The sequence below is a fragment of the Pseudomonas sp. FW305-E2 genome (assembly GCF_058782925.1).
This window is the reverse complement of record NZ_JBYSYE010000003.1, coordinates 65,889-87,007: the sequence shown is the minus strand read 5'-3', so window position 1 is coordinate 87,007 and position 21,119 is coordinate 65,889. Positions and strand designations below refer to the sequence as shown.

Below are 21,119 nucleotides of genomic sequence, written 5' to 3'. Positions count from 1 at the left end.
CCGCTCCTACAGATACAGGGCAGCCTGTGCAGCCTGCAGTGATCCTGTGGAAGCGGGCGAGCCCGCGAAGAAGGCGACGCGGTCCTGAATTTCTACTTAATCGCCGAGGATGCTCGACCACCGGCTTTTCATGCCGCCGGACAAAGCAGGCATAATACCGCGCCTTCTACACTCAAGCGCATTTTCACAGACTGCCGGATGCCCCTTTGACGCAGGCCCATGCCCCCCACGTATCGCCCCGCCCCTCGGCCTGCCCGGGGTTGTGGCGCATTGTCAGTGCCCGTGATGGCGGTATCTGCCGCATCAAGCTGCCGGGTGGCCTGCTGCTGGCCGAGCAGGCTGAAGCCGTGGCGGCGGCGGCGGAGCGTTTTGCTGGCGGCGTGATCGAGGCCACCAACCGTGGCAACCTGCAGATTCGCGGCATTGGCAGCGAGCATCGCGCTTTGGTCGAGGCACTGCTCGCAGCCGGCCTGGGACCACGCGATGCCGCGGGTGACGATGTGCGCAACGTGATGCTCAGCCCGCTGGCCGGGCATGACCCGCTCATGCTGCTGGACGCCAGGCCGCTGGCCGGGCAGATCCTCGACCTGTTGGAAGGCACCCCGCGCTTTCACCAGCTGTCGGCCAAGTTCGCTGTGCAGCTGGATGCAGGCGAGCGCCTGGCGATGCTCGAGCACCCTCATGACCTGTGGCTGTCGCCCCTGCACCTGGATCAGCAGACCTGGCTGGCGTTTGGCCTGGCAGGTTGCCCGGCAGAGGGCCAGGCGCTCGGTGCGGTGCCACTGGCGCAGGGCCTGATGCTGGTGCGCGCCGTGCTGGAGCGCTTCCTCGATCTGGCATCCCCGACGCAGACGCGCATGCGCCAGCTGCTTGAGGTGTACCCGCCAGCTGATTTTGTCGCTGGGCTCGGCCTGGACATCCGCCGCGATGCCACCGTGCTCACGTGGCGGCGTGAACAGCACCGCGCCTCGTGGTTGGGCAGGTTGCCCCAGGCGCAGGGTGTTGCCCTTGGCGTTGCCCCGCCGCAAGGCCGCCTGACCCCCGCGATGCTGCGTGGCGCTGCACGTATTGCCCGTGAAAAGGGCGATGCCAGCATGCGCCTTAGCCCCTGGCAAAGCCTGGTGCTGACCAACCTGCAAGCGCAGCACATCGATCAGGCCCTGGCCGAACTGTCTGCGCTGGGGTTGCTGTGCCACGACCGTGAACCCCTGGCGCGTATCAGCGCCTGCACCGGTGCCAGCGGCTGCGCCAAGGCCCTTGCCGAGACCAAGGCTGACGCCGTTGTCCTGGCCGCGCTGCTGGGCCCTGGCGTGCCGGCCAGCGTGCACCTGTCCGGCTGCCCCCGTTCCTGTGCTGTGGCCCATGTTGCCCCGGCCACCTTGCTGGCCCGTTCGCCGGGCCGTTACGACTTGTATCTGCGTGATGCGCGCCAGCCGGGTTTCGGTGCCCTGCGCGCCACCGACCTTACCTTGAATGAAGCAGGCGCCATGCTCGACCTGCCGACGGAGCACCTTGATGATTGACTACATCCGCGATGGTCAGGAGATCTATCGCAACTCCTTCCGGATCATCCGTGAGGAAGCCCGACTCGAGCGGATCCCCGCAGACCTTGAAAAGCTCGCCGTGCGCGTGATCCACGCCTGTGGCATGGTCGACGCCATCGATGGCCTGCAGTTCTCAGACGGTGCCGGCCGGGCCGGGCGTGAGGCGCTGCTCAACGGCGCGCCGATCCTTTGCGATGCGCACATGGTGGCCGAAGGGATCACCCGGGCCCGCTTGCCAGCTGACAACAAAGTCATCTGCACCCTGCGTGACCCCAGCGTGCCGGGCCTGGCCAAAGACGCCGGCAACACCCGCTCCGCCGTAGCACTGGAACTGTGGCGCCCTTACCTGGAGGGCAGCGTGGTGGTCATCGGCAATGCCCCGACTGCGCTGTTCTACCTGTTGGAAATGCTCGACGCCGGTGCGCCCAAGCCGGCGCTGATCCTCGGTTTCCCGGTCGGTTTCGTCGGCGCTGCCGAGTCCAAGGCCATGCTCGCCGCCGACAGCCGTGGCGTGCCGTTCGTGATCATGCAAGGCCGCCTGGGCGGCAGCGCGATGGCCGCCGCGGCGGTCAACGCCCTGGCCACGGAGGTGGAATGATGGGCCCGCGCGGACGACTGCTTGGCCTGGGCGTGGGCCCTGGCGATCCTGAACTGATTACCCTCAAAGCCCTGCGCCTGTTGCGTGAGGCGCCGGTGGTCGGCTACTTCGTGGCCAAGGGCAAGCGTGGCAATGCCTTCGGCATTATCGAGGCGCACCTGCAGCCCGAGCAGACCCTGCTGCCGCTGGTCTACCCGGTCACCACCGAAGTGCTGCCGGCGCCGCTGTCCTATGAGCAAGTGATCAGCGACTTCTACGACGAAGCCAGCGTACAGGTGGCCGAGCACCTGGATGCCGGCCGCGACGTGGCGGTGATTTGCGAAGGCGACCCGTTCTTCTATGGCTCCTACATGTACTTGCATGACCGCCTGGCGCAGCGCTACGAGGCAGAAGTGATTCCCGGTGTCTGCTCCATGCTCGGTGGCGCTTCGGTGCTGGGCGCGCCGCTGGTGTACCGCAACCAGAGCCTGTCGGTGTTGTCTGGCGTGTTGCCCGCTGAAGAGCTCAAGCGCCGTCTGGCCGACGCCGATGCAGCGGTGATCATGAAACTTGGGCGTAACTTCCCCAAGGTGCGCGAAGTGCTGGCCGACCTGGGCCTGGATGGGCGTGCGCTGTATGTGGAGCGGGCAACCATGGCCAACCAGAAGATCGTGCCGCTGGACCAGGTCGACCCGCAGTCGTCGCCGTACTTCTCGCTGATCATCGTGCCGGGGGAAAAATGGCAGGGCTGAACATGCACAGGGCCCCGGCCATCGTCATTCTCGGCCCGGGCAGCCTGACGACGGCGCAGCGTATCCAGGCCTGTTATCCGCAGGCCACGATCCATGGCCTCGAGGGGCGTGTCGAGGGTGCGGACCAGTCGTACGTGTCGTTCGGCGATACCCTGCGCGGGTTGTATCAGCAAGACACGCCGATCATTGCGTTGTGCGCCGCGGGTATCGTTATCCGTAGCCTGGCCGCTCTGCTCAGCGAGAAGGGCAGCGAGCCGCCGGTACTGGCCGTGGCCGAGGATGGTAGCGCGGTAGTGCCGTTGCTCGGAGGCCTCGGTGGGGTGAACGTGATGGCGCGGGAAATCGCTGATGTGCTGGGCGTTTCCGCGGCCATCACCACCAGTGGCGAGCTGCGCTTCGGTACTTGCCTGCTGAACCCGCCGCAGGGCTATGCATTGGCCGATATCGAGCAAGGCAAGCGCTTTGTATCCGACCTGCTGGCGGGTGAGTCCGTGCGTATCGAAGGTAACGCACCGTGGCTGCAGCTGGCGCAGTTGCCCGCCAGCGAAGCGGCGCAGCGCACCATCCATGTGGGGCATCAGGCGCGCCCGGCCAACCGCGACGAGCTGCTGATCCACCCGCGCCAGGTGGTCGTGGGCGTTGCAGGTGGCAATCTGCACAGTATTCGCGCAGCACTGCAGCAGGCCGGCATCGCCGAGCCCTCGGTAGCCTGCGTGCTGGCAGACGAGCGAACCATGGCCGACAGCGCGTTGCACGAAGCTGCGCAGGCCCTGGGTGTCCCTTTGCGCTTCGCCCCCCGCTCTGGCGATGTGGCCAGCATGGTCGCTGCGGCGGTGCCCGATGCCGAGTTGATAGCGCTTGAAGAAGTCGTGGTCGCGGTGGCGCCTGCCCCGGTCGACGTGGCGCAGGTCGGCCGCCGTCGCGGTCGCCTGGCGGTCATCGGCCTTGGCCCAGGTGCGGCGGAACTGATGGTGCCGGCGGTCAAGGCCGAACTGGCGCAGGCCGAAGATGTGCTCGGTTACGAAACCTACGTGCGCATGGCTGGCCCGTTCCGCGACGACCAGGTGCTGCACTGCACCGACAACCGCGAAGAGATGCAACGCGCCCGACATGCCTTCGAACTGGCGGCCCAAGGCCGTTCGGTGGTGGTGGTGTCGTCAGGTGACCCGGGCGTTTTCGCCATGGCCGCTGCGGTGCTCGAAGCATTGCACGAATCCAGCGACCCCACCTGGCACCGCGTTGACCTGCAGATCTTGCCGGGGGTTTCAGCCTCGCTGGCAACCGCCGCCCAAGCAGGTGCACCGCTGGGGCATGACTTCTGCGTGATGTCGCTGTCGGACAACCTCAAGCCCTGGTCGATCATTGAAAAGCGCCTGGACCTGGCTGCCCAGGCCGACCTGGTGCTGGCCTTCTACAACCCGATCTCCAAGGCCAGGCCGCACCAGCTCGGTGTCGCCCTGGAGGTTGTGCGCCGCCACCGTGACGGGAACACGCCTGTAGTCCTTGGCCGTGACATCGGTAGGCCGGGGCAGACGCTGAAGGTAGTCACCTTGGCCGAACTGCTGCCAGAAATGGTCGACATGCGCACCATGGTGCTGGTTGGGTCTTCCACTACCTGCACTTTCGACCGCGCAGCGGGTGGGGTTTGGGTCTATACCCCGCGCTGGTATGGCGCAAAGCCGTAAGCGGCGGCAGCGTGGGCAGATGAGGAACTGCTTCGTGGCAGATTGAGGTAAAGGTCACAGGTAGGTTTGCGGCTGGAGCTATTTGGCTCCAACCGTACCCTTCCTGGAGACCTTTCCCATGACGACCGATAAAGAGAAGCTTCAGCTTCAGGTTCTGCCGGACAAGAATCTGTTCGTGTTCCCCGACCTGATGGGTGAGCAAAACCGCGATGCTGCAAAGGCTTGTCATGCCCTGGCCACGCAAGGTGCCAACAAGCAGCATGACCCTATCCGTGAAACGCAACTCTGGTTCAAACACTACATCTACCTGATGTCCAAGATGGGCTGGGCGCCGACCAATGTCGATGTACAGCAGGTCACTGAACGCAATATGCGCCTTGAGGTCAGCAACTTGCTGGGCAAGGGCCTGCAGGCGGCATATGGCGTTTTCACTGGCGATGTGGCAACCGCCCTGGACAATCTCGGCAAAACGGTTGTTTCAGCCTTGGCCGCCAGCACCAAAAACGTCGAGTTGCTCGACCGCAAGTCGGTCGAAGATGACCGAACCGGGCTGAGCCTTGCCAAGTGCGAGCAAACGGACGGCGGCCAAGTGGCGATGCTGGTCAGTGCGATCCAGACCGACGCCAAGCCTGACAAGGCTGCCAACTATCTGCTGGTCAAGTGGGAAAGCAACGGTACTTCCAACTTTGCTTGTGGTGCGGTGTTGAATTTCGATAAGCGCCAATACGACAAAGTTCGCGCCATTGTAGAAACCAAACTTGACGACAATGCCCTGCAGGTCCTGCTGGCACTGGAACTCTGACGATGAAGTTGGCCTGTCGACACGGCGTCGACGGGCCTGGAGGGCATACTGATGCACGCCAATTACACGTTATGGTTGAACGGCAATAGCTTGGTATTGATCGACAACAATGTCAGTGCTTCACGAGCAGAAGCACTGTTGGATGTTCAGCTGGCAGCCTACCTGACCGCTAGCAAGGGTCACGCCCTTCAGGACGCTGAGTGGCACAAGGAGTATCTGCGAATTCAGGGTAACTTCGGCTGCACTGTCGCGACCTTGCATTCCGGCGCCGTGCCTGCTGCACCCGCAGTGGCCTGTGAACCGTGGAGCATGTTGCGGGCCAAGCTCTTGGCAGGTGTGCCCAGCGCCCTGCAGGGGCCGGTAGCCACATGCCTCGACGCCTATTCCGCCCAACCCGACGGTGCCATAGAACAGTTGTTATGGGCCGAATGTGTTCGGCCCCCGGACGATAAAGGCATGAGCCATGTACGTATGGAGTTGCGCCTGATACTGGCCGATTCAGGGGTCATCAGTACCGAGTTGGGCTTTAGCACAACAGAGCATCTGGGGATGGATTGGCTGTGGCAGCCGCTGAATCTTGCGAGTGCCCATGCCGCTCAGCAGTTCGATGCCAATTATTTCACCCATGAAAAAGTGATCAGTTCGATAAGTACGGGCTTGCATGACGCTATCAAGGTCAAGCAATTGCAGTACCGCAGCCAGGTCAAACGTGCGACAACATCAGGAGTCGAAGATGAGTGAGTTCAATCAAGGTGCCGCCAGTGGCAAACTCGTCCACAGCAGCCTGCTGTCATTCTTGCCAGGTGTTAGCCGCGAAGCCCGTGACGACATCCTGCTGGCCAATGCGTTTGCCCAGCAAGTTGCCTGGGGGGACTTCAACGAAGGCCTGGAGCCGGACTGGTTCAGAAACTACTGGCGTAACCTTGCGTTTCTGGGCTTTGATGGCAAGCTCGCGCCCACGGCGACTCGACCGGGGCCGGACAGGGCCAGCCTTGCCGAGCAGGCGCTTGCCCAGATTCGTCAGAAAGGCTCCGCCGGTCATTATCAATCTGCCCAGTCGTCGCTTCAGGCACTGCGCAATGACAGCCAGGCATTGACCGCGTTTGAATCCAGGGCAGTCTCCAAAGCGGTCGGGCGCTTTCAGTTGCTGCCTTGCTCACAGCAGTCGAGCGGCTTCATCGACATGGTGTTGGTGCATATGGAAATGTCGATGAAAAAGACCTCCAAGGACTTCCTGTTCATGCAGTTGAACAGTGAAGTAAAACTCCTGGACATGCGTGTCGAAGTGATCCACTTCAACTTGCAGGGATTCCGCGAAGACTACCGCAAGCGGGCCCAGGCCAGTGTCGACAAACAAAATGGCAAGGCGATCCTTGAGCTGCAGTTGTAGGCCTGGACAGCTTAGGCTCTGCACCCTAGGGCAGCAGGTAACCGCGAATCCCGGTAAAGATGATCTGTGCTGCCAGGGCACAGACGAATAGCCCCATCAGGCGGCTGACGATTTGCAAACCCTGGTCACCGAGCAGGCGCTCGATACCGTGCGATAGATACAGCACCAGCCCTACGGTAAAGCTGGCCAGGGCAATGCTGACGATGGCCAGCAGTTTTTCATCCCAGTGCGGCTGGCTCACCCCCATCACCAACAGGGCACCGATGGTACCGGGGCCAACGGTCAGCGGAATGGTCAGCGGTACGATGGTCACATCCTGCTGCACGTTGTCGGCCTGTACCGCCGGCTTGCCCTGGGCCATGCCCAGGGCTGAAATGAACAGCACGCTGCCGGCACCGATGCGGAAGGCATCGGCGGTGATGCCGAAAATGCCGAAGATCGCGCGCCCGAACAGGTACAGCATCACGCTGGCGACCAAGGCTGCGAACGCGACCTTCCAGGCCAGTTGCTTGCGCTCCTTGCTGGAGTGGCCGCGGGTCAGGCTGATGAAACACGACAGCACGAAGAACGGGCTGTAGAGCACGAGCATTTTCAGGTAGACGCTGAACAACTCATGGAGCATGAGCAGTGTTCCTTGGGTTTATGCCGGCGCGGCCTTGTGTCGCGAGGCCGCTCCTGCAAGAGCATTGGGTATCGGTCAGGACGTATGTGCCGGGTCCACCTTGGCTTCCCGGTGATTGGCCCAGTATTGAATCAGCTCGCGCAACTGCGACAACTCCACCGGCTTGGCCATGTGTCCGTCCATGCCTGCCAGCCGCGCGCGCTCCTTGTGTTCGGCCAGTATGTGCGCTGTCAGTGCCACCACCGGCGTGCGCTGGCGCTGGTTGTCAGCTTCCCAGGCCCGCAACTGCTGGGTGGCCGAGAAACCGTCCAGTATCGGCATCTCGCAGTCCATCAACACCAGGTCATAATGCTGCGCTTTCATCGCCTGCAAGGCCTCTTCGCCATTGCAGGCGGTATCGGGCTTGAGGTTGAGCTTGCCGAGCATGCTGCGGATCACCTTGGTCGAGATGCTGTTGTCTTCGGCGACCAGCACGCGGAAGTCACGTGGCAGGTCCAGCGCCTGCGGGATGCCAGGCAGGCTGGCAGGTATCGCCTGTTCGCGGCCGCGCTGGGCCAGCTCCTCGGCCAGGGTGGTCTTCAACGTATAACCGGCCACCGGCTTGGCCAGTATTCGCTTGACCCCGGCGTTGCGCGCGATGACTTTGCTCGGCGCATTGCTGATGCCGGTGAGCATCACCACCAGAATGTCGTGGTTCAGGCTCGGGTCTTCCTTGATCTTGGCGGCCAGCTGCATGCCGGTCATGCCGGGCATGTTCTGGTCCAGCAGCACCGCGTCGAAGTAGTCGCGCAGGTGCGCCTTGGTGCGCAAAAGGGCCAGAGCCTCCTTGCCCGACGGCACCGCGCTGACGTTCATGCCCCAGGCGCTGCACTGCTGTACAAGCACCTTGCGGCACGTGTCGTTGTCGTCCACTACCAGCACGCGGGCATCGCGCAGCGGGCTGTCGAGGTCCGCCGGTGGCTGTTCCAGGCGTGAAGGGTCCAGCGGCAAGGTCAGCCACAGGGTGTTGCCCATGCCGGTGTTGCTCTTGATGCCGAACTCGCCCTGCATCAGACCGATCAACTGTTTGGCGATGACCAGCCCCAGGTGGCCGCCCAGCTTGTTGCTGGAAAGGAAGTGGTGGCTGTGCAACTCGGCCTGCAGCAAGGCTTCACGGTCGGCAGCGGGCAACGGTTCACCGCTGTCCTGCACGGCGATACGCAGGCGTGGCACCTCGCCGCGTTGATCCAGCGCCACCACCAGCAGGATCTCGCCCTGGTCGGTATTTTTCAGGGCGTTTTCCAGCAGGCTCGACAAGGCCTGGCGCAGGCGCGTCGGGTCTCCGCTGATAACCCGCGGTACTTGTGGCTGGGTGAAGCTGATCAGCTCGATGTTCTGTTGCTCGGCCTTGGCGCGGAAGATGTTCAGGCAATCCTCGATCAGCGCGTTAAGGTCGAACTGCACATCATCCAGCTCGATTTGCCGGGATTCCAGCTTGGAAATGTCCAGAATTTCGTTGATCAGCGTCAGCAGCTCGTTGCCGGCGCTGTGGATGGTCTGCACATAATCACGTTGCTTCACCGACAGCGGTGTGCCCAGCAGCAGTTCAGTCATGCCTAGCACGCCGTTCATCGGGGTGCGGATTTCGTGGCTGATCTTGGCCAGGAACTCGGCTTTGGCGTTGATTTCCGCATCGCTGGCGGCCAGTGCACGGCTGGCGCTGAAACGCTCCTCGCTTATGCGCCGCAGCCGTTCACTGACCGCCAGGTTGAGCAGCAGGCCACTGACCACGGTCAGGCCCAGCAGGATACACAGCAGCCAGGGTGTCGAGGTGCGTGTCAGACCCAGCAGGGCTGGCAGCAGTACCAGGCCTCCGAGGTTGAACACCACCATGGCCAGGCTGAACAGGCGTCCGGGTGCATAACCCTTGAACCAGTGGTAGCTGCTGACCAGCAGCATGCTCACGCTGCCCAGCGCCATCAGGGCGTAGGTCATCAGGTTCAGTGGCAGAGTATCGACGAACAGCAGCACCAGGCCACTGAGCCCGACAATCAGCATCTCACCTTGCAGCAGGCGGTTAAGCCGTGGCGAATTGCACGGCGAAAAGAAATGTTGGGTGAAGTACAACCCGGACAGGCCGGCCAGGACCAGCGTCAGATAGGCGGCAGGCGTTTGCGCACTGTGCCACACATGCCACCAAGGGCCGCTGAGGTTCAACAGGATCAGGCCGCTGAGCAGCATCAGGCCGTGGTACAGCGCCAGGATCAGGGTGGTGCTGGAGCGGGTGTAGAGGAAGCGGATCAGGTTGTGCATGATCAGCATGATCAGGCCGCCGAACAGCATGCCGAACAGCAGCGGCTGGCGTTGATCCGAGGCTGCCTCGGCCGCAGGCTCAAGGCTGATGGCCGGACGCAGCTGGTGCTCTGAGACCAGGCGCAAGTAGATGTCCAGCGGTTGCCTGCTGTTGGGCAGGGGCAATACATGGTCGCTGCCACGCAGGGTCGGGCTGGCATTGCCGGCCTGGCGCCCGTGGTGCAGCTGACGCAGAAGTTGTTCGCCTTCGAGGGCGTAGAGGTCCAGGCCAGAAAGGTCCGGGGCAAATACCCGCAGCAGCTGCTCCTGGTCACCTGGTGCCAGACGATAGTGCAGCCACAAGGCCTGTCCAGCCGGGGCAGCATCAAGGTCGGCGAGAGGCAGTGGGCTGAACTGGTTGCGATAGCGCTCGGAGCGCACATCGCTCAGTTGCAGGTTGGCCTGTTCGTCGAGCAGAACGGTCCAGCCTCCGTCATGTTCGGCCGCAGCCGGAATCATGCAGAGCAGGGTCAGCAAGCTGACGATCAGAGCTGAGGCAATCCGAAGCCGACGCACTACGAAATCCCTTCTTGGCCGATGTGCCGGGTACTCACTATGCGCGGCGCGCCAAGTCGAAGGCAAGGCCCATTCCGGGCCCTGTCGACGAGCCGGATGCCGCAGGCTGAAACCGCTACGGCATACCGGTAGTACTTACTACTGGTGCTCACCGCGCTCGCGGGCGATGGCCCGATAGCCGATGTCGGAACGGTAGAAGCTGCCGTTCCAGCTGACTTCCTTGGCCAGGCGATAAGCCTGCTGCTGCGCGTCGGCAACGGTGCTGCCCATGGCGGTGGCACACAGCACGCGCCCGCCGTTGGTGGTTACCTTGCCATCCTTGAGCGCAGTACCGGCATGGAATACCTTGCCTTCGATCTTGGCGGCAGCGTCCAGGCCGTTGATCACGTCGCCCTTGGCGTAGTCGCCCGGGTAACCGCCCGCTGCCAGGACCACGCCCAGGCTCGGGCGCGGGTCCCACTGCGCTTCGACCTTGTCCAGTGCCTTGGCGAACGCAGCTTCCACCAGCAGTACCAGGCTCGACTCCAGGCGCAGCATGACCGGCTGGGTTTCCGGGTCGCCGAAGCGGCAGTTGAACTCGATGACCTTGGGGTTGCCCGCCTTGTCGATCATCAGGCCGGCGTAGAGGAAGCCGGTGTAGACGTTGCCTTCCTCGGCCATGCCGCGCACGGTTGGCCAGATCACCTGGTCCATCACGCGCTGGTGCACGTCGGCGGTAACCACCGGGGCAGGGGAGTAGGCGCCCATGCCGCCCGTGTTCGGGCCGGTATCCTGGTCGCCGACGCGCTTGTGGTCCTGGCTGGTGGCCATGGGCAGCACATTGTGGCCGTCGACCATGACAATGAAGCTGGCTTCTTCGCCGTCGAGAAACTCTTCGATCACGACACGCGAACCTGCTTCACCGAAGGCGTTGCCAGCCAGCATGTCACGCACGGCGGCTTCGGCTTCTTCCAGCGTCATGGCGACGATCACGCCCTTGCCGGCCGCCAGGCCATCGGCCTTGATCACGATTGGCGCGCCTTTTTCCTGCAGATAGGCCAGCGCTGGCTCGATCTCGGTGAAATTCTGGTAGTCGGCGGTCGGGATCTTGTGACGTGCCAGGAAATCCTTGGTGAAGGCCTTGGAGCCTTCCAGCTGGGCCGCGCCCTTGGTTGGGCCGAAGCAGTCCAGGCCGCGGCTGCGGAACAGGTCGACCACGCCGATAACCAGCGGTGCTTCCGGGCCGACGATGGTCAGGTCGACGTTTTTCTCGGCGAAGTCGGCCAGTTGCTCCAGGGCACACACGTCGATGGCGACGTTCTCGCACTTGGCTTCAATGGCGGTACCGGCGTTGCCCGGTGCAACGAAGACTTTCTCGACGCGTGGGTCCTGGGCGACTTTCCAGGCCAGGGCGTGCTCGCGGCCGCCGCTGCCGATGATCAAAACTTTCATGTCAAAACCTCGATTCAAGTGATCCCGTGGCTTGCGCCGAACGCTGTGGGAGCGGGCTTGCCCGCGAATGCGGCGGTGAATCCACCATCGTATTCGCGGACAAGCCCGCTCCCACAGGATCTCGACTCGCCTCGGGACCCGCGTAATTAGTGGCGGAAGTGGCGCATGCCAGTGAAGACCATCGCGATGCCGGCCTCGTCGGCAGCAGCGATGACTTCAGCATCACGCATCGAACCACCCGGCTGGATCACGGCGCTGATACCCACTTTAGCTGCATTGTCGATACCGTCACGGAACGGGAAGAATGCATCCGACGCCATGACCGCGCCCTGCACCTGCAGGCCAGCGTGCTCGGCCTTGATTGCAGCGATGCGGGCGGAGTTGACGCGGCTCATCTGGCCGGCGCCGACGCCGATGGTCTGGCGCTGCTTGGCGTAGACAATGGCGTTGGACTTGACGAACTTGGCCACTTTCCAGGCGAATACCAGGTCGTGGATCTCTTGCTCGGTCGGGGCACGCTTGGTGACGATCTTCAGGTCATCGGCGGTGATCATGCCGATATCGCGGCTTTGCACCAGCAGGCCACCGTTGACGCGCTTGAAGTCCCAACCGGCAGCGCGCTCGGCTGGCCACTCGCCGCACTCCAGCAGGCGTACGTTCTGTTTGGCAGCCACCACGTCGCGGGCGGCCTGGGAGATTTTCGGGGCGATGATCACTTCGACGAACTGGCGGTCGACAATGGCCTTGGCGGTTTCGCCGTCCAGTTCACGGTTGAATGCGATGATGCCGCCGAACGCCGATTCGGTGTCGGTCGCGTAGGCCAGGTCGTAGGCTTTGCGGATGCCGCCTTCGTCTTCCGGTACTACCGCCACGCCGCACGGGTTGGCGTGCTTGACGATGACGCAGGCCGGCTTGACGAAGCTCTTTACGCATTCCAGTGCGGCGTCAGTGTCGGCCACGTTGTTGAATGACAGTTCCTTGCCTTGCAGCTGGACAGCGGTGGAAATGCTGGCTTCGCCTTTCTTGGCTTCTACATAGAACGCCGCGCTCTGGTGCGGGTTCTCGCCATAACGCATTTCCTGTGCCTTGACGAACTGGCTGTTGAAGGTGCGCGGGAATTCGCTGCGCGCCTCGGTGCTCAGGGTGTCCTTGGCTTGGTCGATGGTGCCCATGTAATTGGCGATCATGCCGTCGTAGGCGGCAGTGTGCTCGAACGCCTTGAGCATCAGGTCGAAGCGCTGGGCATAGGTCAGGCCACCGGCCTTGAGGCCTTCGACGATGCCGGCGTAGTCGCTGGCGTTGACCACGATGGCCACGTCCTTGTGGTTCTTGGCTGCCGAACGGACCATGGTCGGGCCGCCGATGTCGATGTTCTCGATGGCGGTCGGCAGGTCACAGCCAGGCTTGGAAATGGTGGCTTCGAACGGGTACAGGTTGACCGCAACCAGGTCGATCGGCTTGATGCCGTGCTCGTTCATGATGGCGTCGTCGGTGCCACGACGGCCGAGGATACCGCCGTGGATTTTCGGGTGCAGGGTTTTGACCCGGCCATCCATCATTTCGGCGAAGCCGGTGTAGTCGGCCACTTCCACCGCGTTTACGCCGTTGTCCTTGAGCAGCTTGTAGGTGCCGCCGGTGGACAGGATCTCGACACCGAGCTGCTGCAGCTCACGGGCGAATTCGAGGATACCGGTCTTGTCGGAGACGCTGATCAGGGCGCGGCGGACTGGCAGGCGGGTAGTCTGGTCGGTCATTTCGGGTTCCAATAACGCGGTGGAGTCAGCAAAAAAGGCGCCTCTGTTCAGGGAGTCGCCTTTTCTGGATGGGATTCTGGCTTACAACAAGTCGTACTGCTTGAGCTTCTTGCGCAGGGTGCCTCGGTTCAGCCCGAGCATCTCGCTGGCCTTGGTCTGGTTGCCCTTCACGTAGTTCATCACGCTTTCGAGCAGGGGCGCCTCGACTTCGGAGAGCACCAGGTTGTACACGTCCGTCACGGTCGCGCCTTCCAGGTGGGCGAAGTAGTTGTGCAGCGCCTTCTCGACGCTGTCGCGAAGGGTCTGGCCCTCTTCGCTCGGCGTGTTGAGGTGCTGTTTCAGGTTGGCGTTGTCGCTCACGGGCGTTGTTCCACTCACAAAATTCTCGGTCATCATCGTCATGCGGCCACCCCTTGTCCGTCCTCTGTCTCAAGGCTCTGTCGACGTTCGCTGAAAAACGCGCGAACGTTGGCGCACTGCGCTTGTGTGTCTTCCAAAGCGTTGAACCGGGCGCGAAACTCCTTGCCGCCGGGTCGTGTTGCCAGGTACCAGCCAACGTGCTTGCGGGCGATACGTACGCCCATCACATCGCCATAGAAGGCATGCAGCGCGGCCAGATGCTCCAGCAGGATGCGTTCCACTTCGTCCAGTTGCGGCGCTGGCAGATGTTCGCCAGTGCGCAGGTAATGCTCGATCTCGCGAAAGATCCATGGCCGCCCTTGGGCAGCCCGGCCAATCAACAGGCCATCGACCCCGGTGGTTTCCAGCACCGCCCGGGCCTTTTCTGGCGAGGTGATATCGCCGTTGGCAAAAACCGGGATTGACACCGCCTGCTTGATGGCAGCGATGGTGTCGTATTCGGCTTCGCCGGTGTACAGGTCGGCACGTGTGCGGCCATGCACCGCCAGCGCCTGGATGCCAGCCTGTTCGGCAATCTTCGCCACGTTCAGGCCGTTCTTGTTCGCCCGGTCCCAGCCGGTGCGGATTTTCAGGGTCACCGGTACGTCCACAGCGCTGACCACGGCGTGGAGGATCTCGCTGACCAAGGCTTCATCTCTCAATAAAGCAGAGCCTGCGGCTTTGTTGCAGACTTTTTTTGCCGGGCAGCCCATGTTGATGTCGATGATCTGGGCACCCGCTTCGACATTGGCCTTTGCCGCCGCTGCCATCATCTGCGCATCACCGCCGGCGATCTGCACCGAGCGTGGCTCGGGATCACCTTCATGGATGCGGCGCAGGCTCGACTTGCGGCTGTTCCACAGGCTCATGTCGCTGCTTACCATTTCCGACACCACCATGCCGGCGCCCAGGCGCTGGCAAAGTGTACGGAAAGGCTGGTCCGTGACCCCGGCCATGGGCGCGAGGATCAGGTTGTTACGTAGTGTGTATTGGCCGATGCGTACCGCCGACATAGGTGATCCCTGTTGTGGGGCCGAATCTTGGAGTTCGAAAAAGGGTTGGCATGATACCCGCTCTCGATGACTGGATAAAGATGGATTTGGATAAAATCTGAACAGTTGTCGGCTTATGCCTTTGCGCTTCAAGCAGCAAGCGACAGGACGAAAAGCGGTCGCGGTTGGGGCTTCTTGTCTTGTCGTTTGCTGCTGGCCGCTTGTCGCCTACTCCGGCGAACGGAAGCTCAGGCTGTAATTCACGGCCTTCGGCCCAGGGTCGAGGATGTCCAGGGCAATGTGGATTGGCGTCTGGCTGGGCATTTCGCCGCGCCCTGCCAGTTCCCCCGACAGGTACTCGCTGGGCTTGAAGCGACGGCTGGCGATCAGTTGGCCATTGAGATCGGCGAAGCGCAGCTCCAGCAATGGGAATGGCTGGGCGAACGGTGCGCGGTTGTAGATGATCGCGTCGACAATGAGTGCGCCCTTGAAGTCCGGATGGCTGCGCACCACCAGATTGCTGCTCTTGATGCGTGCAATATCGACGCGGGTAGGCACTTGGCAACCGATCATCGGGCAGATTTGCTGGAAAATCGGCCGATACTGGTCCTGTCGGGCCATTTCGTCGAAATGGAACCACACGTACTGGAACGCCAGCAGGCCGGCAGCCAGCAGGGTCAGAAAGCCCCACAGCAGGCGCTTGCCCCAGTTGGGTGCGGGTTTTTCCCAGCCTAGCTGCAGCGGGTCATCGACCACATCGACCAGCGGCTCCTTGCGCGAGGGGCGCTCGGGCTTGCCAGCAAAGCCTGGTTCCAGGCGCTCTCCGGGCAGTGGCTCGACGGGCTCGTCGTCGTGCGCCGACAGGCGCAGCGCCAGTGGTTCGTCGTCGCGGGCGCTCAGGCCTTTTTCCGGGGTTTCGTCATCGCTGATGCGCAGCGGTTCGCTGAATGCGGGCTGGTCATCGCGTTCGGCCGCTCGGTGCACAGGCGGCTCGCCATCGATGTCCAGGTCAAGGTTGCTGCCCAGGGTAGGCTCGGTACGCTCGCCGGGGGCAGGCTCCAGGTCCAGCTCCAAAGGTTCCGGTTCCAGTAGCACCGGGGTAGGCTCTGCCGGTTCCTGCGGCGCGTAGGGCTCATCGGTAGCCGTACCGAAAAGGTCTTCTGCGTGTTCGTCCGGGTGAAGTTCATCGCGCCGTGCCTGCAGCTTCTCATCCTTGCTGGCCGGGTGGGCCGGGGCCGGTTGGCCGCGACGCTCCAGGCGCTCCAGTTCCTTGTCGAGGTCGAGCTCGTCCAGCGCCTGGGCAGTCAGCGCCCAGTCCTGGTCAGGAGGGGTGCCGCGTACGCTGTCGGCGGGCTCTTGCGCCGGCTCGGCCAGCGGCGCGGCAGGCACTGCAGGTACCGGTGCCGGCACCACGGGGGCGCTGGTGGTAGCGGCGCGGTTTTGCTCCAGCAGCTGCTTGGCGGCATTGAATACCTGCAGGCAGTGACCGCAGCGCACCACGCCACGCGCCACGCCCAACTGGTGGTGGGTGACGCGAAAGCTGGTCTGGCAATGCGGGCACTGGGTGACGAAACTGTCGGTCATGCGGCAATCCGGGAGCTGTGCAGAAAAGTATTCTAGGCCCGCTTAGCGACGCCGACCACTGATGCGCACCCAGCCGTCGCGCACGACGATCGGGTCCAGTTCAAAGTCGGCGGCATAAGCGGCGGCCACGTCTTCACCTTGCTCGGCGAGGATGCCAGACAGCGCCAGCAGGCCACCTGGGCGAACCAGGCCGGACAACTGTGGCGCCAGCGACACCAGCGGGCCGGCGAGGATGTTGGCAACCAGCACGTCGGCCTGCATCGCCGGCATGTGTTCGGGCAGGTACAGCGCCAGTTTCTCGTCGGCAATGCCGTTGCGTTGGGCGTTGTCGCGCGAAGCCTCGATGGCCTGCACGTCGATGTCGGTGCCTACCGCTTCGCGGGCGCCCAGCAGCAGCGCAGCGATGGCCAGGATGCCCGAACCGCAGCCAAAGTCCAGCACCTGGGTGCCTTCAAGCTGCTGGCCGTCGAGCCATTCCAGGCACAGGGCCGTGGTGGGGTGGGTGCCGGTGCCAAAGGCCAGGCCCGGGTCGAGCAGCAGGTTCACGGCGTCCTTTTCCGGGGCATCGTGCCAGCTGGGCACGATCCACAGGCGTCGGCCGAAGCGCATCGGCTGGAAGTTGTCCATCCAGCTGCGCTCCCAGTCCTGGTCCTCGATCACCTCGGCCTGGTGCTCGGGCAGCTCGGCGCCGGTCAGCAGGCGCAGGTGGGCGAACACCTGTTCAGGGTCGGCATCGGCCTCGAACAGCGCCAGCAGGTGAGTGTGCGACCACAGCGGAGTGGTGTTGAGGTCTGGTTCGAAGATCGGTTGATCTTCGGCATCCATGAACGTGACCGAGACGGCGCCTACTTCAAGCAGCGCATCTTCATAGGTTTCGGCTTGTTCCGGGCTGATGGCCAGGCGTACTTGCAGCCAGGGCATGGCGGGCACCTTTGATAAATCGACAGGGGCAGCCCTAGGCTGCGCGAAGGCTGGCAGTTTACGCGAGTGCGGGGGATTTGTGGATCGGGGGCTGCACTGCAGCCCCCGGGCATGTATCAGACAAAACAGAGCGACAGCGACTCGGCTATATAAGCAGGCTTCTCTTCACCCTCGATCTCCAGCGTGGCAATCGCCTTGAGTAGCCACTGCCCCGGTTTTTTCTCGGTCACCTCGCCCAGCTTTACCTTCAGCCGAACCCGGCTGTCGACCTTTACCGGCTGAATGAAGCGCACGCTGTCCAGCCCGTAGTTCACCACCATCTTCAGCCCTTGCGGCAGAACGAGGATGTCCTCGATCAGCTTGGGGATCAGCGACAAGGTCAGGAACCCATGGGCAATCGTGCCGCCAAACGGGGTTTTTGCTGCCTTCTCAGGGTCGACATGGATGAACTGGAAGTCGCCGGTCGCCTCGGCGAACAGGTTGATGCGCTGCTGGTCGATCTTCAACCACTCCGAGTGGCCCAGCTCCTTGCCAACGTACTGCGAAAGCTCTGTAACCGGTACATGGGGCATCGCGGACTCTCCGGGTTGTCAGTTGGTACGAAAGTACAAGATCAGCACGGCGAACCGTTTCAGTCAAGTTGCCCGCTTTTCGGCGAATATCGGTCTGAAGCTGTGCGTGCTTATAATGGCGGCCATGCCCGAGGGAGATGCTTATGCTGTTGCGTGGTTTGACCTGGCTGGTGCTGTTCCAGCTGCTGGGGACGGCGATCAATCACCTGTTTGTGCCGTTTTTGCCCGGGCCGATCATCGGCCTGTTGTTGTTGCTGCTCTTTCTCATGGCTCGCGGTGAGGTCGGCAAGCCGCTGAACGAGGCCGCCAGCAGCTTGCTGCGCTATCTCCCGCTGCTGCTGGTACCGCCGGCAGTCGGGGTGATGGTATATGCCAAGGACATTGCCGCCGACTTCTGGGCGATTGTCGGGGCCTTGCTGATCTCCTGTCTGTTGACCCTGGTGTTCGTCGGTGTGCTGATGCAAAAGCTCATCCAGCGCCAGGGCAAGCGTGAGGAGCAGCCATGATGCTCGACTGGCAGGGCGCACTCGATGCGGTCATTCACCACCCATTGTTCGGTATTGGCATCACGCTGGGGGCCTATCAGGTAGTGCTGGCAGCCTACGAGAAAACCCGCTGGATCTTCCTGCAACCTGTACTGGTGTCGATGCTGCTGGTGATCGGTGTGTTGCTGCTGTGCGGTATCGATTACAGCGAATACCGCAAAAGCACCGAAATCATGAACATCCTGCTGGGGCCCGCTACGGTGGCCCTGGCTGTGCCGCTCTACCTCAACCTGCGGCGTATCCGTCAGCTGTTCTGGCCTACATTTACTACGCTGGTAGTCGGAGGCCTGTTCGCCACGCTCTGCTGCCTGGTGCTGGGCTGGTGGTTCGGTGCCGAGCACATGATCCTGATGACCATGGCGCCGAAGTCCGTCACCTCGCCGATCGCCATGCTGGTGGCTGAGCAGATTGGCGGCGTGGCGGCCCTGGCGGCAGTGTTCGTGTTGATTACCGGGGTGATTGGGGCGATCTTCGGCCCGGCATTGCTGAGCCGCTTCGGCGTGCACAGCCCTGAGGCGCGCGGCATGTCGCTGGGCGTGACCGCACACGCAGTCGGCACTTCGGTGGCCCTGCAGGAAAGTGACGAATGCGGCGCCTTTGCCGCGCTGGCGATGAGCCTGATGGGAGTGGCTACAGCGGTGTTCCTGCCGCTGGCAGTCAGCCTGGTGGCTTGAGGAATTGTGATGACGCTACCGCTGTTTCCGCTCAATACCGTGCTGTTTCCTGGCTGCTTTCTCGATTTGCAGATTTTCGAGGCGCGCTACCTGGACATGATCGGGCGCTGCATGAAGCAGGGCGAAGGATTTGGGGTGGTGTGCATCCTTGAGGGCGAACAAGTCGGCAAGGCGCCGCCGGTGGTCGCCTCGATCGGCTGTGAAGCGGTGATCCGCGACTTCGTGCAGCAGGATAACGGCTTGCTGGGCATTCGCGTCGAGGGCGTGCGGCGCTTCAATCTGGAAAGCTCCGAGGTGCAGAAGGACCAGCTGCTGGTGGGCCAGGTGCAATGGCTGCCGGAGCAGGCAGACAGCCCATTGCTGGAAGCCGATGACGACCTATTGGCGCTGCTGGTGGCCCTGGGTGAGCACCCCATGGTCGAAGCGCTGGGCATGCCGCGCCCGGTGGACGGGCGTCAGGCGCTGGCCAATCAGCTGGCGTATCTGTTGCCGTTCATGGAAGAGGACAAGCTGGACCTGCTGACCCTCGATTCGCCGCAGCAGCGGCTGGGGGAAATCCAGAAGCTGCTGGAGCGGATTCAGGGTGAGTTGTTCGCCTGATGGTTCTGCATTGCCTGTGCCGGCCTATTCGCGGGTAAACCCTCTCCTACAACAAGCGCGATACCCAGTGTAGGAGCGGGCTCACCCGCGAATAGGCCGGCACAGGCAACATCAATACTGATACCTGACCAACGCCTGCGGCAACGCATGCATGGCGAAGAACGCCAGCAGCGCCACGCATGCCGGCAACACCAGCCACCACACCCGCAGCGGCAGGGCTGGCAGGGTCTGCTGGCGTTGCACCAATGTCAGGCTGAGTGCGCATACGCAACAGGCCAGCAGGGCCCCAGCCAGGATATCGGTTGGCCAGTGCGCCCCCAGGTACACCCTCGACAGGGCAATCGCCAGTGCCGGAATGCACCCCAGCATCACCCAGGTCAGGCGCATCCGTGGTGGCTGGCCACGCCCTGCCAGCACGGCCATGACCAGGAAGAACGCGAACGATGCCGAGCTGTGCCCGCTGGGCATGCTGTAGCTGGTCAGTGGGTCGGTCAGTACTTCCGGCCTGGCCCGGGCAAATAGCCATTTCAGTGTGCCGTTGGCGATCGCCGTGCCCATCAACGCGCCCGCCGCGAAAAATGCGTGTCGCCACTGACGGGCAAGCAGCAGCAGGCCGGTCAGCAGGCCGCCGAGGAACAACTGGGTGCGGAAATCGCCTAGCCGTGTCACCAGCACCACGGTGCTGTCGATGGCCTGGCTGCGATGCTCCTGGACCAGTGTCATCACGCCTTGGTCGAACTCATGGAGGTAGGGCCAGCCGAGGAATACACCGGCCAGGGTGATGAAGCTGAGCGCGGCAACCAGCCGGGTGCCGTGGCGCTGGTCACGCAGGCTGGTATTCAGGCTCAGGCCGATCAGCACCGCGAGGGCGCCGGCGATGATCCCGGCGTCCAGCCAGAAGCCTTCCGGCAGGGGCAGGCGCATGGCGGCGCCGGTGGCCCAGCCGGGCAGTAGGTAGGCGACCGACCAGCCGGCACCCGCCAGCAGGCTGACGGCGATGAAGCGCGGCAGGGGCATGTCGAACATGCCGGCGACCATTGGCAGCATCGGCCGCAGCGGGCCGATGAAACGGCCTACCAGCAGGCTGGCGATGCCATAACGCTGGAAGTAGCTTTCGGCGCTGCCGATCCATTCCGGATGGTGACGTAGCAGCGGCAGCCGGCGAATGTTCTGGTGGAAGTACTTGCCCACTGCGTAAGACAAGGCGTCGCCCAGCAGGCCGCCGAGAAAGCCGAGGAGCAGCGTTTCGCCCAGGCTGAACGTGCCACTGCCGGCCAGTACCGCAACGGCGAACAGCAGTACGGTGCCCGGCACGATAATGCCGGCGATGGCCAGGCATTCGATGCAGGCCACCAGGAAAATCGCCAGGCCAAGCCACTGCGGGTTGGCGCTGAGCCAGCCGGTCAGGCTGTCGAGCCATTGGCCCAT

The 21,119-nt window shown here is 63.0% G+C and carries 20 protein-coding genes; 10 read left to right on the top strand and 10 right to left on the bottom strand.

Annotation, left to right across the window (positions count from 1 at the left end):
• Nucleotides 1-191: 191 nt before the first annotated feature.
• From cobG to AC3WLP_RS04280, 7 genes are all read left to right on the top strand, one after another.
• On the top strand, nt 192-1,523 hold the full coding sequence (gene cobG, locus AC3WLP_RS04310; protein ID WP_041168537.1) for a precorrin-3B synthase: 1,332 nt from the start codon (nt 192-194) through the stop codon (nt 1,521-1,523).
• A complete protein-coding gene (locus AC3WLP_RS04305) occupies nt 1,516-2,142 on the top strand; it encodes a precorrin-8X methylmutase (RefSeq protein ID WP_003249670.1) in 627 nt (208 codons plus the stop codon). Before cobG ends, AC3WLP_RS04305 begins: the two co-directional genes overlap by 8 nt.
• A complete protein-coding gene (locus AC3WLP_RS04300; protein WP_088513269.1) occupies nt 2,142-2,873 on the top strand; it encodes a precorrin-2 C(20)-methyltransferase in 732 nt (243 codons plus the stop codon). Before AC3WLP_RS04305 ends, AC3WLP_RS04300 begins: the two co-directional genes overlap by 1 nt.
• Nucleotides 2,861-4,558 carry a precorrin-3B C(17)-methyltransferase gene (gene cobJ, locus AC3WLP_RS04295; protein ID WP_014754585.1) on the top strand — a complete coding sequence of 566 codons (1,698 nt, stop codon included), beginning with the start codon at nt 2,861-2,863 and terminating at the stop codon, nt 4,556-4,558. Before AC3WLP_RS04300 ends, cobJ begins: the two co-directional genes overlap by 13 nt.
• A 118-nt stretch (nt 4,559-4,676) precedes the next feature.
• Nucleotides 4,677-5,360 carry a hypothetical protein gene (locus AC3WLP_RS04290; protein ID WP_014861023.1) on the top strand — a complete coding sequence of 228 codons (684 nt, stop codon included), beginning with the start codon at nt 4,677-4,679 and terminating at the stop codon, nt 5,358-5,360.
• A gap of 51 nt (nt 5,361-5,411) precedes the next feature.
• Complete coding sequence (locus tag AC3WLP_RS04285; protein ID WP_088513268.1) at nt 5,412-6,101, top strand: hypothetical protein; 690 nt, start codon at nt 5,412-5,414, stop codon at nt 6,099-6,101.
• On the top strand, nt 6,094-6,750 hold the full coding sequence (locus AC3WLP_RS04280; RefSeq protein WP_088513267.1) for a hypothetical protein: 657 nt from the start codon (nt 6,094-6,096) through the stop codon (nt 6,748-6,750). The genes AC3WLP_RS04285 and AC3WLP_RS04280 overlap by 8 nt, the downstream gene beginning before the upstream one ends.
• 25 nt (nt 6,751-6,775) lie before the next feature.
• On the opposite strand, the gene AC3WLP_RS04275 is transcribed toward AC3WLP_RS04280, so the two are convergent.
• From AC3WLP_RS04275 to AC3WLP_RS04235, 9 genes are all read right to left on the bottom strand, one after another.
• Nucleotides 6,776-7,372: a MarC family protein gene (locus AC3WLP_RS04275; RefSeq protein ID WP_014592545.1), complete on the bottom strand. Its 597-nt coding sequence runs from the start codon at nt 7,370-7,372 to the stop codon at nt 6,776-6,778.
• A gap of 75 nt (nt 7,373-7,447) precedes the next feature.
• Nucleotides 7,448-10,219, bottom strand: a complete 2,772-nt coding sequence (locus AC3WLP_RS04270; protein ID WP_088513266.1) for a hybrid sensor histidine kinase/response regulator — start codon at nt 10,217-10,219, stop codon at nt 7,448-7,450.
• 138 nt (nt 10,220-10,357) lie between these two features.
• Nucleotides 10,358-11,650 (bottom strand): phosphoribosylamine--glycine ligase, encoded by a 1,293-nt coding sequence (gene purD, locus AC3WLP_RS04265; protein ID WP_012053818.1) that lies wholly within the window; start codon nt 11,648-11,650, stop codon nt 10,358-10,360.
• A 146-nt stretch (nt 11,651-11,796) separates the two neighbouring features.
• Nucleotides 11,797-13,404 carry a bifunctional phosphoribosylaminoimidazolecarboxamide formyltransferase/IMP cyclohydrolase gene (gene purH, locus AC3WLP_RS04260; protein WP_003249687.1) on the bottom strand — a complete coding sequence of 536 codons (1,608 nt, stop codon included), beginning with the start codon at nt 13,402-13,404 and terminating at the stop codon, nt 11,797-11,799.
• A gap of 81 nt (nt 13,405-13,485) precedes the next feature.
• Entirely contained in the window at nt 13,486-13,806 is a 321-nt protein-coding gene (fis, locus tag AC3WLP_RS04255; protein ID WP_003249693.1) for a DNA-binding transcriptional regulator Fis, read from the bottom strand.
• Complete coding sequence (gene dusB / locus AC3WLP_RS04250) at nt 13,803-14,816, bottom strand: tRNA dihydrouridine synthase DusB (protein WP_003249695.1); 1,014 nt, start codon at nt 14,814-14,816, stop codon at nt 13,803-13,805. Before dusB ends, fis begins: the two co-directional genes overlap by 4 nt.
• A gap of 207 nt (nt 14,817-15,023) precedes the next feature.
• Nucleotides 15,024-16,379, bottom strand: a complete 1,356-nt coding sequence (locus AC3WLP_RS04245) for a DUF3426 domain-containing protein (RefSeq protein ID WP_088513264.1) — start codon at nt 16,377-16,379, stop codon at nt 15,024-15,026.
• A gap of 42 nt (nt 16,380-16,421) precedes the next feature.
• Complete coding sequence (gene prmA, locus AC3WLP_RS04240) at nt 16,422-17,300, bottom strand: 50S ribosomal protein L11 methyltransferase (protein WP_003249700.1); 879 nt, start codon at nt 17,298-17,300, stop codon at nt 16,422-16,424.
• 116 nt (nt 17,301-17,416) lie between these two features.
• A complete protein-coding gene (locus AC3WLP_RS04235) occupies nt 17,417-17,872 on the bottom strand; it encodes a MaoC family dehydratase (RefSeq protein WP_088513263.1) in 456 nt (151 codons plus the stop codon).
• A gap of 143 nt (nt 17,873-18,015) precedes the next feature.
• Between AC3WLP_RS04235 and AC3WLP_RS04230 the strand changes: the two genes are divergently transcribed.
• From AC3WLP_RS04230 to AC3WLP_RS04220, 3 genes are read left to right on the top strand one after another with little or no spacing between them, the layout of a single operon-like run.
• A complete protein-coding gene (locus AC3WLP_RS04230; RefSeq protein WP_014861016.1) occupies nt 18,016-18,378 on the top strand; it encodes a CidA/LrgA family protein in 363 nt (120 codons plus the stop codon).
• Nucleotides 18,375-19,091: an LrgB family protein gene (locus AC3WLP_RS04225; RefSeq protein ID WP_004576852.1), complete on the top strand. Its 717-nt coding sequence runs from the start codon at nt 18,375-18,377 to the stop codon at nt 19,089-19,091. The genes AC3WLP_RS04230 and AC3WLP_RS04225 overlap by 4 nt, the downstream gene beginning before the upstream one ends.
• A gap of 9 nt (nt 19,092-19,100) precedes the next feature.
• Nucleotides 19,101-19,691, top strand: a complete 591-nt coding sequence (locus AC3WLP_RS04220; protein ID WP_003249708.1) for an LON peptidase substrate-binding domain-containing protein — start codon at nt 19,101-19,103, stop codon at nt 19,689-19,691.
• A 111-nt stretch (nt 19,692-19,802) separates the two neighbouring features.
• Here the strand turns inward: AC3WLP_RS04220 and AC3WLP_RS04215 are convergent, their stop codons facing one another.
• Nucleotides 19,803-21,119, bottom strand: coding sequence for a bifunctional DedA family/phosphatase PAP2 family protein (locus tag AC3WLP_RS04215; RefSeq protein WP_088513262.1), 1,317 nt, complete (start codon nt 21,117-21,119; stop codon nt 19,803-19,805).